At 61.6% G+C, this 12,461-nt stretch carries 13 protein-coding genes; 12 read left to right on the plus strand and 1 reads right to left on the minus strand.

Translation table 11 applies throughout. The annotated features are described in order from the left end of the window. Positions 1-53: 53 nt before the first annotated feature. Positions 54-734, minus strand: a complete 681-nt coding sequence (locus HU811_RS18165) for a DNA-3-methyladenine glycosylase (protein WP_092394610.1) — start codon at positions 732-734, stop codon at positions 54-56. A gap of 186 nt (positions 735-920) precedes the next feature. Between HU811_RS18165 and HU811_RS18170 the strand changes: the two genes are divergently transcribed. From HU811_RS18170 to lipA, 12 genes are all read left to right on the plus strand, one after another. Further along, positions 921-2,192: a glutamate-5-semialdehyde dehydrogenase gene (locus HU811_RS18170; RefSeq protein WP_092394607.1), complete on the plus strand. Its 1,272-nt coding sequence runs from the start codon at positions 921-923 to the stop codon at positions 2,190-2,192. 1 nt (position 2,193) lies between these two features. Continuing rightward, positions 2,194-2,880: a nicotinate-nucleotide adenylyltransferase gene (nadD, locus tag HU811_RS18175; protein ID WP_092394604.1), complete on the plus strand. Its 687-nt coding sequence runs from the start codon at positions 2,194-2,196 to the stop codon at positions 2,878-2,880. Between the two features lie 72 nt (positions 2,881-2,952). Further along, positions 2,953-3,447, plus strand: coding sequence for a ribosome silencing factor (rsfS, locus tag HU811_RS18180; RefSeq protein WP_092394601.1), 495 nt, complete (start codon positions 2,953-2,955; stop codon positions 3,445-3,447). 9 nt (positions 3,448-3,456) lie between these two features. Next, the gene (gene rlmH / locus HU811_RS18185) at positions 3,457-3,924 is read left to right on the plus strand and encodes a 23S rRNA (pseudouridine(1915)-N(3))-methyltransferase RlmH (RefSeq protein ID WP_003185785.1); all 468 of its coding nucleotides are present in this window, start codon (positions 3,457-3,459) and stop codon (positions 3,922-3,924) included. Between the two features lie 10 nt (positions 3,925-3,934). Next, positions 3,935-5,830 (plus strand): penicillin-binding protein 2, encoded by a 1,896-nt coding sequence (gene mrdA, locus HU811_RS18190; RefSeq protein ID WP_092459445.1) that lies wholly within the window; start codon positions 3,935-3,937, stop codon positions 5,828-5,830. Positions 5,831-5,861: 31 nt separating this feature from the next. Then, positions 5,862-6,965 carry a rod shape-determining protein RodA gene (gene rodA, locus HU811_RS18195; protein WP_177193302.1) on the plus strand — a complete coding sequence of 368 codons (1,104 nt, stop codon included), beginning with the start codon at positions 5,862-5,864 and terminating at the stop codon, positions 6,963-6,965. A gap of 17 nt (positions 6,966-6,982) precedes the next feature. Beyond that, positions 6,983-7,993: a lytic murein transglycosylase B gene (gene mltB, locus HU811_RS18200; RefSeq protein ID WP_092394593.1), complete on the plus strand. Its 1,011-nt coding sequence runs from the start codon at positions 6,983-6,985 to the stop codon at positions 7,991-7,993. After that, positions 7,993-9,018, plus strand: coding sequence for a septal ring lytic transglycosylase RlpA family protein (locus HU811_RS18205; protein WP_092394590.1), 1,026 nt, complete (start codon positions 7,993-7,995; stop codon positions 9,016-9,018). The genes mltB and HU811_RS18205 overlap by 1 nt, the downstream gene beginning before the upstream one ends. Positions 9,019-9,189: 171 nt before the next feature. Then, the gene (locus tag HU811_RS18210; RefSeq protein ID WP_092394587.1) at positions 9,190-10,347 is read left to right on the plus strand and encodes a D-alanyl-D-alanine carboxypeptidase family protein; all 1,158 of its coding nucleotides are present in this window, start codon (positions 9,190-9,192) and stop codon (positions 10,345-10,347) included. A gap of 81 nt (positions 10,348-10,428) precedes the next feature. After that, entirely contained in the window at positions 10,429-10,704 is a 276-nt protein-coding gene (locus tag HU811_RS18215; protein WP_047229495.1) for a DUF493 domain-containing protein, read from the plus strand. Beyond that, entirely contained in the window at positions 10,704-11,351 is a 648-nt protein-coding gene (gene lipB / locus HU811_RS18220) for a lipoyl(octanoyl) transferase LipB (RefSeq protein WP_092394584.1), read from the plus strand. The genes HU811_RS18215 and lipB overlap by 1 nt, the downstream gene beginning before the upstream one ends. Position 11,352: 1 nt before the next feature. Then, positions 11,353-12,375, plus strand: coding sequence for a lipoyl synthase (lipA, locus tag HU811_RS18225; RefSeq protein WP_047229497.1), 1,023 nt, complete (start codon positions 11,353-11,355; stop codon positions 12,373-12,375). Positions 12,376-12,461 lie beyond the last annotated feature (86 nt).

Here is a 12,461-nt window from a genome sequence, read left to right on the forward strand (position 1 = left end):
ATCGCGAGCAGGCTCGCTCCCACATGGGATTCGTTGTGAAAAGAAAACGGTGTTCAGGAAAGCAAAAAATAATCCCGCCCTTCGACCTGTCCGCGCCGCAGCGGGTTCCGCGTGCACCAGGGTGCGTAGGCCGCGTCGACGAAGCGGTAGAGCAGGTGTTCGTCGCGTCCCAGTGGAATGCCCAGGCGCGTGGTCTGGATCACATTGACCGTTGGCACGCCCACGTCTTCCACCAGCAGGCGTTCGGGGTCGAAGCGTTTGGCGTCCCACTGCGGCACTTTCAGCCCCAGGGCCTTGCACAATAAGGTCTGGCCGGCGCAAAGCTTTTGCGCCGGGCGCGGGCGGCCTTGGGCGTCGGGGTTGTTGAGTAGCATCTGTGCCAGGCTCGCCGGGCCGGAAACAGGGTCGACCCACGGGTACGCCGATTTGATCAGCACCGCATTGCCGGGACCTTGGGCGCTGAAATTCAGCGAATCGCCACCCCGGGCGTAATACATATAGATGTGGCCGCCATCCAGAAACAAAGCCTTACGTTTTTCCGTATAGCCCAGCGAAGCGTGGCTGCCCTTTTCAGCGAAGTAATACGCTTCGGTTTCGATGATTCGCGCGCTGAGCCACAGGTCACCGACCTTGTGGCGAATGACTTTACCCAACAGGTCCTGGGCGAGCACCTGCGCATCGCGATCAAAAAAATCATGGGGCAAGGCGTTTGGCTGTGGTGGCGAATCGGTCATGGCGTTAGACGAAGTGAGGCCAAAGGAAGCGCGATGATAGCAATGGGAAGCTTAATCAGCGCTGAACAGCGACAATTTGCGCAGGTTTTGCTCTTCCGCCGGTCACCACTGTGAGTCCACGCTGTTAGTCGAGGGATACGACAGCTATAATCTGCCGCTTTCCCCTTTGCCAAGACCACACAGACCATGACTGAGTCCGTTCTTGACTACATGACCCGCCTGGGTCGCGCCGCTCGCCAAGCGTCGCGCATCATCGGCCGTGCCAGCACCGCGCAGAAAAACCGCGCCCTGCAGGCCGCCGCCAATGCGCTGGACGCTGCGCGCGCCGAGTTGTCCGCCGCCAATGAGCTGGACCTGGCCGCCGGCCGGGCCAACGGCCTTGAGCCGGCCATGCTCGAACGCCTGGCGCTGACCCCGGCACGCATCGACGGCATGATCGTCGGTCTGCGCCAGGTCGCGGCGCTGCCGGACCCGGTCGGGGCGATCCGGGACATGAGCTATCGGCCGTCGGGTATCCAGGTCGGCAAGATGCGCGTGCCCTTGGGCGTGGTCGGGATCATCTACGAGTCGCGGCCGAACGTGACCATCGATGCTGCCAGCCTGTGCCTGAAGTCCGGCAACGCGACCATCCTGCGTGGTGGTTCCGAGGCCATTCATTCCAACCGCGCGATTGCCGCCTGCATCCAGCGCGGCCTGGCCGAAGCCGATCTGCCGGCGGCCGTGGTGCAAGTGGTGGAAACCACCGACCGCGCCGCGGTCGGCGCACTGATCAGCATGCCCGAGTTCGTCGACGTCATCGTGCCCCGTGGTGGCAAGGGTCTGATCGAGCGGGTCAGCCGCGATGCCCGCGTGCCGGTGATCAAGCACTTGGACGGCATCTGCCATGTCTACGTCAGCGCCCACGCCGAACTGCCGAAAGCCCAGCGCATCGCCTTCAACGCCAAGACTTACCGTTATGGCATCTGCGGCGCGATGGAAACCCTGTTGGTGGACCAGGCCGTCGCCCAGGACTTCCTGCCAGCGATGGCCGCTCAGTTCCGCGAAAAAGGCGTCGAGCTGCGTGGTTGCCAGCGCACCCGGGCAATCATCGAGGCGGCAGAGGCCAGCGAAGAAGACTGGGACACCGAGTACCTGGCGCCGATCCTGGCGATCCGCGTGGTCGACGGGCTGGATGAAGCCATCGAGCACATCAATCGCCATGGATCCCACCACACCGACTCCATCGTCAGCGAACACCAGGGCGAAACCCGGCGTTTCGTCGCCGAAGTGGACTCGGCGTCGGTGATGATCAACACCCCGACCTGTTTCGCCGACGGCTTCGAATACGGTTTGGGTGCCGAGATCGGCATTTCTACTGATAAGCTGCACGCCCGTGGCCCGGTGGGTCTCGAAGGCTTGACCTGCGAGAAGTACATCGTGGTCGGTGACGGCCAGTTGCGCGGACAGGAGCCGGTCTGACTTGGGCGATCTCGACCCGCCGGCCCTTGTGACGACGAGCAACCCGCCCCGGCGCATCGGCATCCTGGGTGGCACGTTCGACCCGGTGCACATCGGCCATTTGCGCGGTGCGTTGGAAGTCGCCGATGCCCTGGCCCTCGATGAGCTACGCCTGACGCCCAGCGCCAGGCCGCCTCATCGGGATACGCCGCAGGTATCGGCCCAGGACCGTCTGGCGATGGTCGAGTGCGCGGTGGCCGGTGTGGCGCCGTTGGTGGTGGACGCCCGCGAATTGCTGCGGGACAAACCGTCCTACACCATTGATACCCTGGAGCTGATGCGCGCCGAACTGGCCGCCGATGCCCAGGTTTTTCTGCTTTTGGGCTGGGACGCATTTTGCGGCCTGCCCACTTGGCATCGCTGGGAAGAGTTGCTCCAGCATTGCCACATCCTGGTGTTGCAACGCCCGGATGCCGACAGCGAGCCGCCGGATGCCTTGCGCAACCTGCTGGCGGCCCGCTCGGTGAGCGACCCGCTGGCCCTGAAAGGGCCGAGCGGACAGATTGCATTCGTCTGGCAGACGCCGCTCGCGGTATCCGCCACCCAGATCCGTCAACTGCTGGCCAGCGGTAAGTCGGTACGTTTCCTGGTGCCCGACGCGGTCCTGGCCTACATCGATGCGCACGGGCTGTACCGTGCGTCGAACTGAAAAAGGGCGCGCTTCAAGGCACGTGAATGCGTGTAGCGAAGCGCCCGAACATACGAGCAAAACGAGTTTTATATGACTGACAAAGACGTAAACAAAGTAAAGCGCAAGGGCACGTTCAAGAGCGCCCCGCTTCCCGTAGAAGCTCATAGTGGCGTGGTACTGGCCGGCGAAGAGCTGGTCAAGGTTGCCGTGGCGGCCCTGGAAGACGTCAAGGCCCAGGACATCCAGGTGATCGACGTTCGCGAAAAGCAGAGCATCACGGACTACATGATCATCGCCACCGGTACCTCCAACCGCCAGATCGGCGCGATGCTGGACAAGGTTCGCGAAGCGGTCAAGGCCCAGGGCGTCAAGCCACTGGGTGAAGAAGGCAAGGGCGACAGCGACTGGGTGTTGCTGGATATGGACGACGTCATCGTGCACATGATGACCGCCTCGGCGCGCCAGTTCTATGACCTGGAGCGTCTGTGGGCCGGTGCCGAGCAGAGCCGTTCGGCCAGTGCCGCGCACCACAGCCCGGAAAACACCCATGAGCATTTCACCAAGCTCAACAAAGACCAGCAATAAGGGATCGCTGTGCGACTGCGCCTGATCGCCGTCGGTTCTCGCATGCCCAAGTGGGTGGAAGAAGGCTGGCATGAATATGCCAAGCGTCTTCCTTCCGAGCTGGCCCTGGAACTGGTGGAAATTCCGCTCAACACCCGCGGCAAGAACGCCGATGTGGCGCGCTTTATCCGTCAGGAAGGCGAAGCCATGCTGGCCAAGGTCGGGCCGAACGAGCGGATCGTCACGCTCGAAGTGCACGGCAAGCCTTGGAGTACCGAGCAGCTGGCGGTCGAACTCGATCGCTGGCGGCTGGACTCGCGCACGGTCAACTTCATGGTCGGTGGCCCGGAAGGGTTGGCGCCAGAAGTCTGTGCCCGGGCCGATCAACGCTGGTCGTTGTCGCCTTTGACGTTGCCGCACCCGCTGGTGCGGATTCTGATCGGCGAACAGTTGTATCGTGCCTGGACAGTCCTGTCCGGGCACCCTTACCACAAGTAATCCTGCCCTCATGCCTCAGCCGATCCGCATCAAGGACCACGAAAAAGACGCCCGCCTGGTGCGGGGTCGCGTCGTGTTTGGTGCAATTGCGGTCGTGGCGCTGATCGGTGTGCTGATCGCGCGCCTGTATTTCCTCCAGGTGATTCAGTACGAGTACCACTCGACCCTGTCGGAAAACAATCGCGTGCATGTGCAGCCGATTCCGCCGACTCGCGGGTTGATTTTCGACCGCAACGGCGTGGTGGTGGCCGATAACCGGCCCAGCTTCAGCCTGAGCATGACCCGTGAGCGGTCCGGGGATTGGCAGAAGGTGCTCGACGTGATCGTCGAAGTGCTGCAACTGACCCCCGAGGACCGGGCGATTTTCGAGAAGCGTATGCGCCAGGGGCGGCGCCCGTTCGAGCCGGTGCCGATCCTGTTCGAGCTGACCGAAGAGCAGATCGCCCTGATCGCCGTGAACCAGTTCCGCCTGCCGGGCGTTGAGGTGGTGGCGCAATTGGTGCGTCATTATCCCCAGGGGGCGCACTTCGCCCACTCGGTTGGCTACATGGGACGGATCAACGAAAAAGAGCTCAAGAGCCTCGATCCGGTCAATTACAGCGGTACCCACCACATTGGCAAAACGGGCATCGAGCGCTTCTACGAAGCCGAGCTGCACGGTCAGGTGGGCTACGAGGAAGTCGAGACCAATGCCCGTGGCCGCGTATTACGCGTGCTCAAGCGTACCGACCCGATTCCCGGCAAGGACATCGTCCTGAGCCTGGACATCAAATTGCAGGAAGCCGCCGAAGCGGCGTTGGGTGGCCGTCGCGGCGCTGTCGTGGCGCTGGATCCGAATACCGGCGAGGTCCTGGCAATGGTCAGCCAGCCGAGTTTCGACCCGAACCTGTTCGTCACCGGCATCAGTTTCAAGGCCTATGCCGAGTTGCGCGATTCCATCGATCGGCCACTGTTCAACCGCGTGCTGCGCGGCCTCTATCCGCCGGGTTCGACCATCAAGCCGGCCGTGGCGATTGCCGGGCTGGACGCGGGCGTGATCACCGCTTCCAGCCGGGTCTACGACCCCGGTTATTACCAACTGCCGAACTACGACCACAAGTACCGCAACTGGAACCGCTCCGGCGACGGCTACGTGGATCTGGAAACGGCGATCATGCGGTCCAACGACACCTACTTCTATGACCTGGCCCACAAGCTGGGGATCGATCGGCTGGCGTCCTACATGGGCAAGTTCGGGCTCGGTCAGAAAGTCTCCCTGGATATGTTCGAAGAGTCGCCGGGCCTGATGCCATCCCGCGAGTGGAAGCGGGCGACCCGCCGCCAGCCGTGGTTCCCGGGTGAGACGCTGATCCTGGGAATCGGCCAGGGCTACATGCAGGCGACGCCGCTGCAACTGGCCCAGGCCACAGCCTTGGTGGCGAGCAAAGGCAAGTGGTATCGCCCGCACCTGGCCAAGACCATCGAAGGCCAGAAGCCCGTTGACCCCAACCCGGTGCCGGACATCATCCTGCGTAATCCGTCGGACTGGCAGAAGGTCAATATCGGCATGCAGCAGGTGATGCACGGCGCCCGGGGCACCGCGCGCAAGGCTGCCCTCGGTGCGCAATACCGGATTGCCGGCAAGAGTGGTACGGCCCAAGTGGTCGCGATCAAGCAGGGCGAGAAGTACGACCGCTCCAAGGTTCAGGAGCGTCACCGGGACCACGCTTTGTTCGTCGGTTTCGCGCCGGCCGAAAACCCGAAAATCGTCGTGTCGGTGATGGTCGAGAACGGCGAGTCCGGTTCCGGCGTCGCCGCGCCGGTGGTGCGCCAGATCATGGACGCCTGGCTGCTGGATGAACACGGCCAGCTCAAGCCCGAATACGCAAGCCCCACCACCGCGGAGGCTACGGCCCGTGAAGAATAATTTCGACCGGATCCTCTCCAGCGAAGATGTGATGCGCCGTCGCGCCACCCTGTTGCAGCGCATGCACATCGATGGCCCCTTGTTGATCCTGTTGCTGACACTGGCCGCCGGCAGCCTGTTCGTGCTGTATTCGGCCAGCGGCAAGAACTGGGACCTGCTGGCCAAGCAGGCCACTTCATTCGGCATCGGCCTGGTATCGATGATTTTCATCGCCCAACTGGAGCCTCGGTTCATGGCGCGCTGGGTGCCACTGGCCTATGTGGGCGGCGTGGTCTTGTTGGTGATCGTGGACATCATGGGCCATAACGCCATGGGTGCGACACGCTGGATCAACATCCCCGGGGTGATCCGCTTCCAGCCTTCTGAGTTCCTGAAAATCATCATGCCGGCGACCATCGCCTGGTATTTGTCCAAGCGCACCTTGCCGCCACAGCTCAAACATGTGGGCATCAGCCTGCTGCTGATTGGGATTCCGTTCATCCTGATCGTGCGCCAGCCGGATCTCGGCACCTCATTGCTGATCCTGGCCGGCGGCGCCTTCGTACTGTTCATGGGCGGATTGCGCTGGCGCTGGATTCTCAGTGTGATCGCTGCCGCGGTGCCGGTGTCCGTGGCCATGTGGTACTTCGTGATGCACGACTACCAGAAGCAGCGGGTCCTGACATTCCTCGATCCGGAGAGCGATCCGTTGGGCACCGGCTGGAACATCATCCAGTCCAAGGCCGCCATCGGCTCCGGCGGCGTGTTCGGCAAAGGGTGGTTGCTGGGTACCCAGTCGCACCTGGACTTTCTGCCGGAAAGCCACACCGACTTCATCATCGCCGTGTTGGGCGAAGAGTTCGGTCTGGTGGGTATTTGCGTGCTGCTGCTGATCTACCTGTTGTTGATCGGCCGTGGCCTGGTGATTACGGCCCAGGCCCAGACATTGTTTGGCAAATTGCTCGCGGGCAGTCTGACCATGACGTTTTTTGTTTATGTTTTCGTCAATATCGGTATGGTCAGTGGCCTGTTGCCGGTCGTGGGGGTGCCGTTGCCATTCATTAGCTACGGAGGAACTTCGCTGGTGACGCTACTGTCAGCGTTTGGGGTTTTGATGTCGATCCATACCCATCGCAAGTGGATCGCGCAGGTTTGAATAAGGTGAAGCGTTCAATGCAAGCAATGCGTGGCTGGTCGACGCGATATGCGCCGTGGGTCGGCCTGGTCGGCCTCCTGGGCGGTGCGTCGCACGCCCTGGCCGGCGACTATGAAGGTTCGCCGCAAGTGGCCGAATTCGTCGGTGAAATGACCCGCGACTACGGTTTTGCCGGTGAACAGCTGATGGGGGTGTTCCGCGAGGCGCAGCGCAAGCAGTCGATTCTCGACGCGATCTCCCGACCCGCCGAGCGGGTCAAGCAGTGGAGCGAGTATCGGCCGATGTTCATCTCCGAGGCGCGTATCGCCCGGGGCGTGGACTTCTGGCGCCAGCACGAGGCTGTGCTGGCTCGCGCCGAGCAGGAGTATGGCGTGCCGGCCCAGGTCATCGTGTCTATCATTGGTGTCGAGACGTTTTTTGGTCGTAATACCGGGAATTTCCGGGTGGTCGATGCGCTGTCGACCCTGGGCTTCGATTATCCGCCGCGCGCCGAGTTCTTCCGCAAGGAGTTGCGCGAGTTCCTGCTGCTGGCCCGCGAGGAACAGGTCGATCCGTTGACCCTCAAGGGTTCCTACGCCGGCGCCATGGGCTTGCCGCAGTTCATGCCCAGCAGCTTCCGGGCTTATGCGGTGGACTTCGACGGCGATGGCCACATCAATATCTGGACCAACCCGACCGATGCCATCGGCAGTGTTGCCAGCTATTTCAAGCGCCATGGCTGGGAACCTGGCGAGCCGGTGGTCAGCCGTGCGGACGTGCGTGGCGACCAGGTAGACGAAGGCCTGACCACAGGCATCGAGCCGACGAAAACCGTCGGGGAGTTGCGGGCGCTGGGGTGGTCGAGTCATGATGCGCTGCGTGACGACATGCCAGTCACCGCGATTCGCCTGGAAGGCGAACAAGGCCCTGAGTACTGGATGGGCCTGAAGAATTTCTACGCGATTACGCGTTATAACCGCAGTGTGATGTACGCCATGGCCGTGCATCAGCTGTCTGAAGAGCTGGTCAAAGCACGGGGCGTCAAATAATGCGGGCATTGCCTACCTATCAACCCCTGAAAGCCGGACCCCTGAAACTGGTAGCGCTGGCGGCGCTGTCGTTGCTGGTCGTCAGTTGCTCCACCAGTCGCCCGCCGGCGCAGAAAACCTCCACTGCCGTGCGCGCCACACCGGGCCTGGACATCAACCGGGCCCACAAGGACGGCGCGCCGTGGTGGGACGTGGATGTTTCGCGCATTCCCGACGCCACGCCAACCTTGCACACCGGCCCGTACAAGGCCAACCCGTACACGGTGCTGGGCAAGACGTATTTCCCGATGGCCGAATCCAAGCGTTACGTCGCTTCGGGCACGGCGTCCTGGTATGGCACCAAGTTCCACGGCCAGAACACCGCCAATGGCGAGGTTTATGACCTGTATGGCATGAGCGCGGCCCACAAGACCTTGCCGCTGCCCAGTTATGTGCGGGTGACCAACCTGGACAACAACAAGGCCGTGATCCTGCGAGTCAATGACCGTGGGCCGTTCTATTCCGACCGCATCATCGACCTGTCGTACGCGGCGGCGAAAAAACTCGGTTACGCTGAATCCGGCACCGCGCGGGTCAAGGTCGAAGGCATCGACCCGCAGGAATGGTGGGCCCAGCGAGGCCGTCCGGCGCCTTTGATGCTCAACGAGCCAAAAGTGGCGCAAAATGCCGCGCCGACCGTGACGGCTTCCACCGGTACGGTCGAGCAATGGTCCCCGCCGCCGCAGCAACATGCTGCGCCCGTGGTGCCCGTGCCGCTCGACGCAAAAAAAAACGCTTCTGCAACAGCGTCTGGCCAGTATCTGCAAGTCGGCGCGTTCGCCAACCCGGACGCTGCCGAACTGTTGAGAGCCAAGCTCAGCTCAATGGTCAGCGCGCCGGTGTTCATCAGCTCCATCGTGCGCAACCAGCAGACACTGCATCGGGTACGCCTGGGACCGATCGGTTCGCCGGATGAAGTCCAGCAGGTGCAGAACAGTGTACGCCTGGCCAATCTCGGTTCGCCGAGCCTGGTCAGCGCGGAATGATTTGATTGAAGGCCCGCTAGTGGTTGGAGCGGGCCAGGTTGTTGGCTCTATGAATAACAAAAGCCCGGCAAGGGATGTGAGTGAGCAACTTAAATACGCGGCGACCCGTTAGAAGGTTGCCTGTTTAGTATTGCCCTTCGGGCAGTTTCCATTAGCGATTTCGAGAGACGGATGAACATCACCACCTTTGCCAAACGCCTTTGCCTGCTAGTCCCACTGCTGCTCTCACCTGCTGCGTTCGCGGTCGAGATGATGCCGGCTCCCCCTCAACTGGCCGCCAAATCCTTTGTGCTCATGGACGCCAGCAGCGGCGAGGTGCTGGTGGAGAACAATGGTGACCAGCGCCTGCCACCGGCCAGCCTGACCAAACTGATGACCGCCTACATCGCCACCCTGGAAATCCGTCGTGGCCAGATCGGTGAAAACGATCCGGTGACCGTCAGCGAAAACGCCTGGCGCACCGGCGGTTCGCGGATGTTCATCAAGGTCGGTTCGCAAGTGACCGTCAGCGACCTGCTGCACGGCATCATCATCCAGTCCGGCAACGACGCCAGTGTTGCCTTGGCCGAGCACATCGCCGGCAGCGAAGATGCGTTCGCCGACATGATGAACAAAACTTCCGCCGACCTGGGCCTGACCAACAGCCACTTCATGAACCCGACCGGCTTGCCGAACCCGGAGCATTACTCCTCGGCCCATGACATGGCGATCCTGGCGCGGGCGATCATTCACGAAGACCCGGCGCACTACGCCATCTACTCCCAGAAGGAATTCTTCTGGAACAACATCAAGCAGCCCAACCGCAACCTGTTGCTGTGGCGCGACAAGACCGTCGATGGCTTGAAGACCGGTCACACCGAAGAGGCTGGCTATTGCATGGTGTCTTCGGCCGTTCGTGACGGCATGCGCCTGATCGCCGTCGTTTTCGGCACCAACAGCGAAGTGGCCCGTGCCGCCGAAACCCAGAAGCTCTTGACCTACGGTTTCCGCTTCTTCGAAACCCAGACCTTCTACCAGAAGGGCACCGAACTGGCTCAGGCCCAGGTGTGGAAAGGCACCACCAACCAGGTGAAGGCCGGTCTGGCCCAGGACCTGACCATGACCTTGCCTAAAGGTCAGCTCAAGAAACTGGTCGCCACCATGACCATGAATCCGCAAATGGTTGCGCCAATCGCCAAGGGCGACGTGATCGGCAAGGTGGAAGTCAAACTGGACGACAAAGTGGTGCACAGCGCCGACCTGATCGCGCTGGACGCGGTCGAGGAAGGTGGTATCTTCCGCCGCATGTGGGATAGCATCCGTCTATTCTTCTACGGCTTGTTCAACTGATTGAAGTGTTGACCTGCATGGCCCCGTTCCTTTCCGGTACGGGGCCATGTGCGTTATCACGGCTTACGAGGCCGTTACGCCATGACAGACTCAGAAGTAAAGGCGCCAAAGATCGAGTTTCCTTGCGAGGATTATCCGATCAAGGTAATTGGCGACACCGGTGTGGGTTTCAAGGACAAGATCATCGCGATTCTTGAAAAACACGCCACCGTTGATCACAAGACCCTGGCCGAACGCCAGAGTACCAACGGCAAGTACACAACGATTCAGTTGCACATCATTGCCACCGGTCAGGAGCAGCTGTACGACATCAACAGCGAGTTGCGAGCGACCGGGTTCGTGCACATGGTGTTGTGATGCCGGGCACGCTGGGCTTTCGCGAGCTGGGCCAGATGGCTTACGAGCCGGTCTGGCATGCCATGCAACGCTTCACCAACGACCGCGGCACCAGCGCCGGTGATGAAGTCTGGCTGGTGCAACACCCGTCGGTGTTCACCCAGGGCCAGGCCGGCAAGGCCGAACACCTGTTGCTGCCGGGGGATATCCCGGTGGTGAAGACCGACCGCGGTGGCCAGGTGACCTACCATGGCCCCGGACAGTTGGTGGCCTATTTGTTGCTGGACGTACGCAAGCTGGGGTTCGGCGTACGCGAACTGGTCACCCGCATGGAGACGTGCCTGATCGAACTGCTGGCCAGCTACGGCGTGACAGCGGCGGCCAAGCCGGATGCTCCGGGTGTCTACGTCGACGGGGCAAAAATCGCCTCCCTGGGTTTGCGGATCCGCCACGGTTGTTCGTTTCATGGCCTGGCGTTGAACGTGGACATGGACATGGAGCCGTTTCGACGGATTAATCCCTGTGGCTACGCGGGGCTGGCGATGACCCAGCTGTGCGATCACACAGGATCGATTGAATTTGCCGAGGTAAGTGCCCGGCTGCGCGCGCAGCTCGTCAAACACCTCGACTACGCTGAGCAGACGACCCTCACGGGCGGAATCGACTGATATGACTACTGATGCTGTGCAAACCATGATCCCGACGCTGGATGTTACCGAGCGTCCTGCCCCGCGTGCCAAGGTCGAGGCCGGCGTAAAGCTGCGCGGCGCCGAGAAAGTTGCACGTATCCCGGTCAAGATCATCCCGACCACCGAACTGCCGAAGAAACCCGACTGGATCCGCGTGCGCATCCCGGTTTCGCCGGAAGTCGACCGCATCAAGGCGCTGCTGCGCAAACACAAACTGCACAGCGTCTGTGAAGAAGCATCCTGCCCGAACCTGGGTGAATGCTTCTCCGGCGGCACCGCCACGTTCATGATCATGGGCGACATCTGCACCCGTCGCTGCCCGTTCTGTGACGTCGGTCATGGTCGGCCGAAGCCATTGGACGTGAATGAACCCGAAAGCCTGGCCATCGCCATTGCCGACCTCAAGCTCAAGTACGTGGTCATCACCTCGGTGGACCGCGACGACCTGCGCGACGGCGGTGCCCAGCACTTTGCCGACTGCATCCGCGAAATCCGCAAGCTGTCGCCGAATGTGCAGCTCGAGACTTTGGTGCCGGACTATCGCGGTCGCATGGACATCGCTCTGCAAATCACCGCCGCCGAGCCGCCGGATGTCTTCAACCACAACCTGGAAACCGTACCGCGCCTGTACAAGGCTGCGCGTCCGGGTTCGGACTACCAGTGGTCGCTGACCTTGCTGCAACGCTTCAAGCAGATGATGCCGCATATTCCGACCAAGTCTGGCTTGATGCTGGGCTTGGGTGAGACCGATGAGGAAGTTATCGAGGTCATGAAGCGTATGCGTGAGCATGACATTGATATGCTGACCCTGGGGCAGTACTTGCAGCCTTCGCGTAGTCACCTGCCGGTGCAGCGTTTTGTGCACCCGGATACCTTTGCGTGGTTTGCTGAGGAAGGGTACAAGATGGGGTTCAAGAACGTGGCTTCGGGGCCGTTGGTGCGGTCTTCGTATCATGCGGATGAGCAGGCTAAGTTGGTCAAGGCTGAGTTGCTCGGGTCCTGATTTAGCGGTTTTTGGTGGTGGATCGGTGTGAATATCCGTTGCTGCGGTAACGGCTACTTATGGTTCCGCCCTTACGGCGGGTCACT

The organism is Pseudomonas tehranensis, from assembly GCF_014268615.1.
Classification (GTDB): domain Bacteria; phylum Pseudomonadota; class Gammaproteobacteria; order Pseudomonadales; family Pseudomonadaceae; genus Aquipseudomonas; species Aquipseudomonas tehranensis.

Excerpts from the sequence above, each read along its gene's own strand:
- HU811_RS18165 (WP_092394610.1), bottom strand. The coding sequence starts at position 734 with ATGACCGATTCGCCACCACAGCCAAACGCCTTGCCCCATGATTTTTTT.
- HU811_RS18170 (WP_092394607.1), top strand. The coding sequence starts at position 921 with ATGACTGAGTCCGTTCTTGACTACATGACCCGCCTGGGTCGCGCCGCT.
- rsfS (WP_092394601.1), top strand. The coding sequence starts at position 2,953 with ATGACTGACAAAGACGTAAACAAAGTAAAGCGCAAGGGCACGTTCAAG.
- mrdA (WP_092459445.1), top strand. The coding sequence starts at position 3,935 with ATGCCTCAGCCGATCCGCATCAAGGACCACGAAAAAGACGCCCGCCTG.
- rodA (WP_177193302.1), top strand. The coding sequence starts at position 5,862 with ATGCGCCGTCGCGCCACCCTGTTGCAGCGCATGCACATCGATGGCCCC.
- mltB (WP_092394593.1), top strand. The coding sequence starts at position 6,983 with ATGCAAGCAATGCGTGGCTGGTCGACGCGATATGCGCCGTGGGTCGGC.
- HU811_RS18205 (WP_092394590.1), top strand. The coding sequence starts at position 7,993 with ATGCGGGCATTGCCTACCTATCAACCCCTGAAAGCCGGACCCCTGAAA.
- HU811_RS18210 (WP_092394587.1), top strand. The coding sequence starts at position 9,190 with ATGAACATCACCACCTTTGCCAAACGCCTTTGCCTGCTAGTCCCACTG.
- HU811_RS18215 (WP_047229495.1), top strand. The coding sequence starts at position 10,429 with ATGACAGACTCAGAAGTAAAGGCGCCAAAGATCGAGTTTCCTTGCGAG.
- lipB (WP_092394584.1), top strand. The coding sequence starts at position 10,704 with ATGCCGGGCACGCTGGGCTTTCGCGAGCTGGGCCAGATGGCTTACGAG.
- lipA (WP_047229497.1), top strand. The coding sequence starts at position 11,353 with ATGACTACTGATGCTGTGCAAACCATGATCCCGACGCTGGATGTTACC.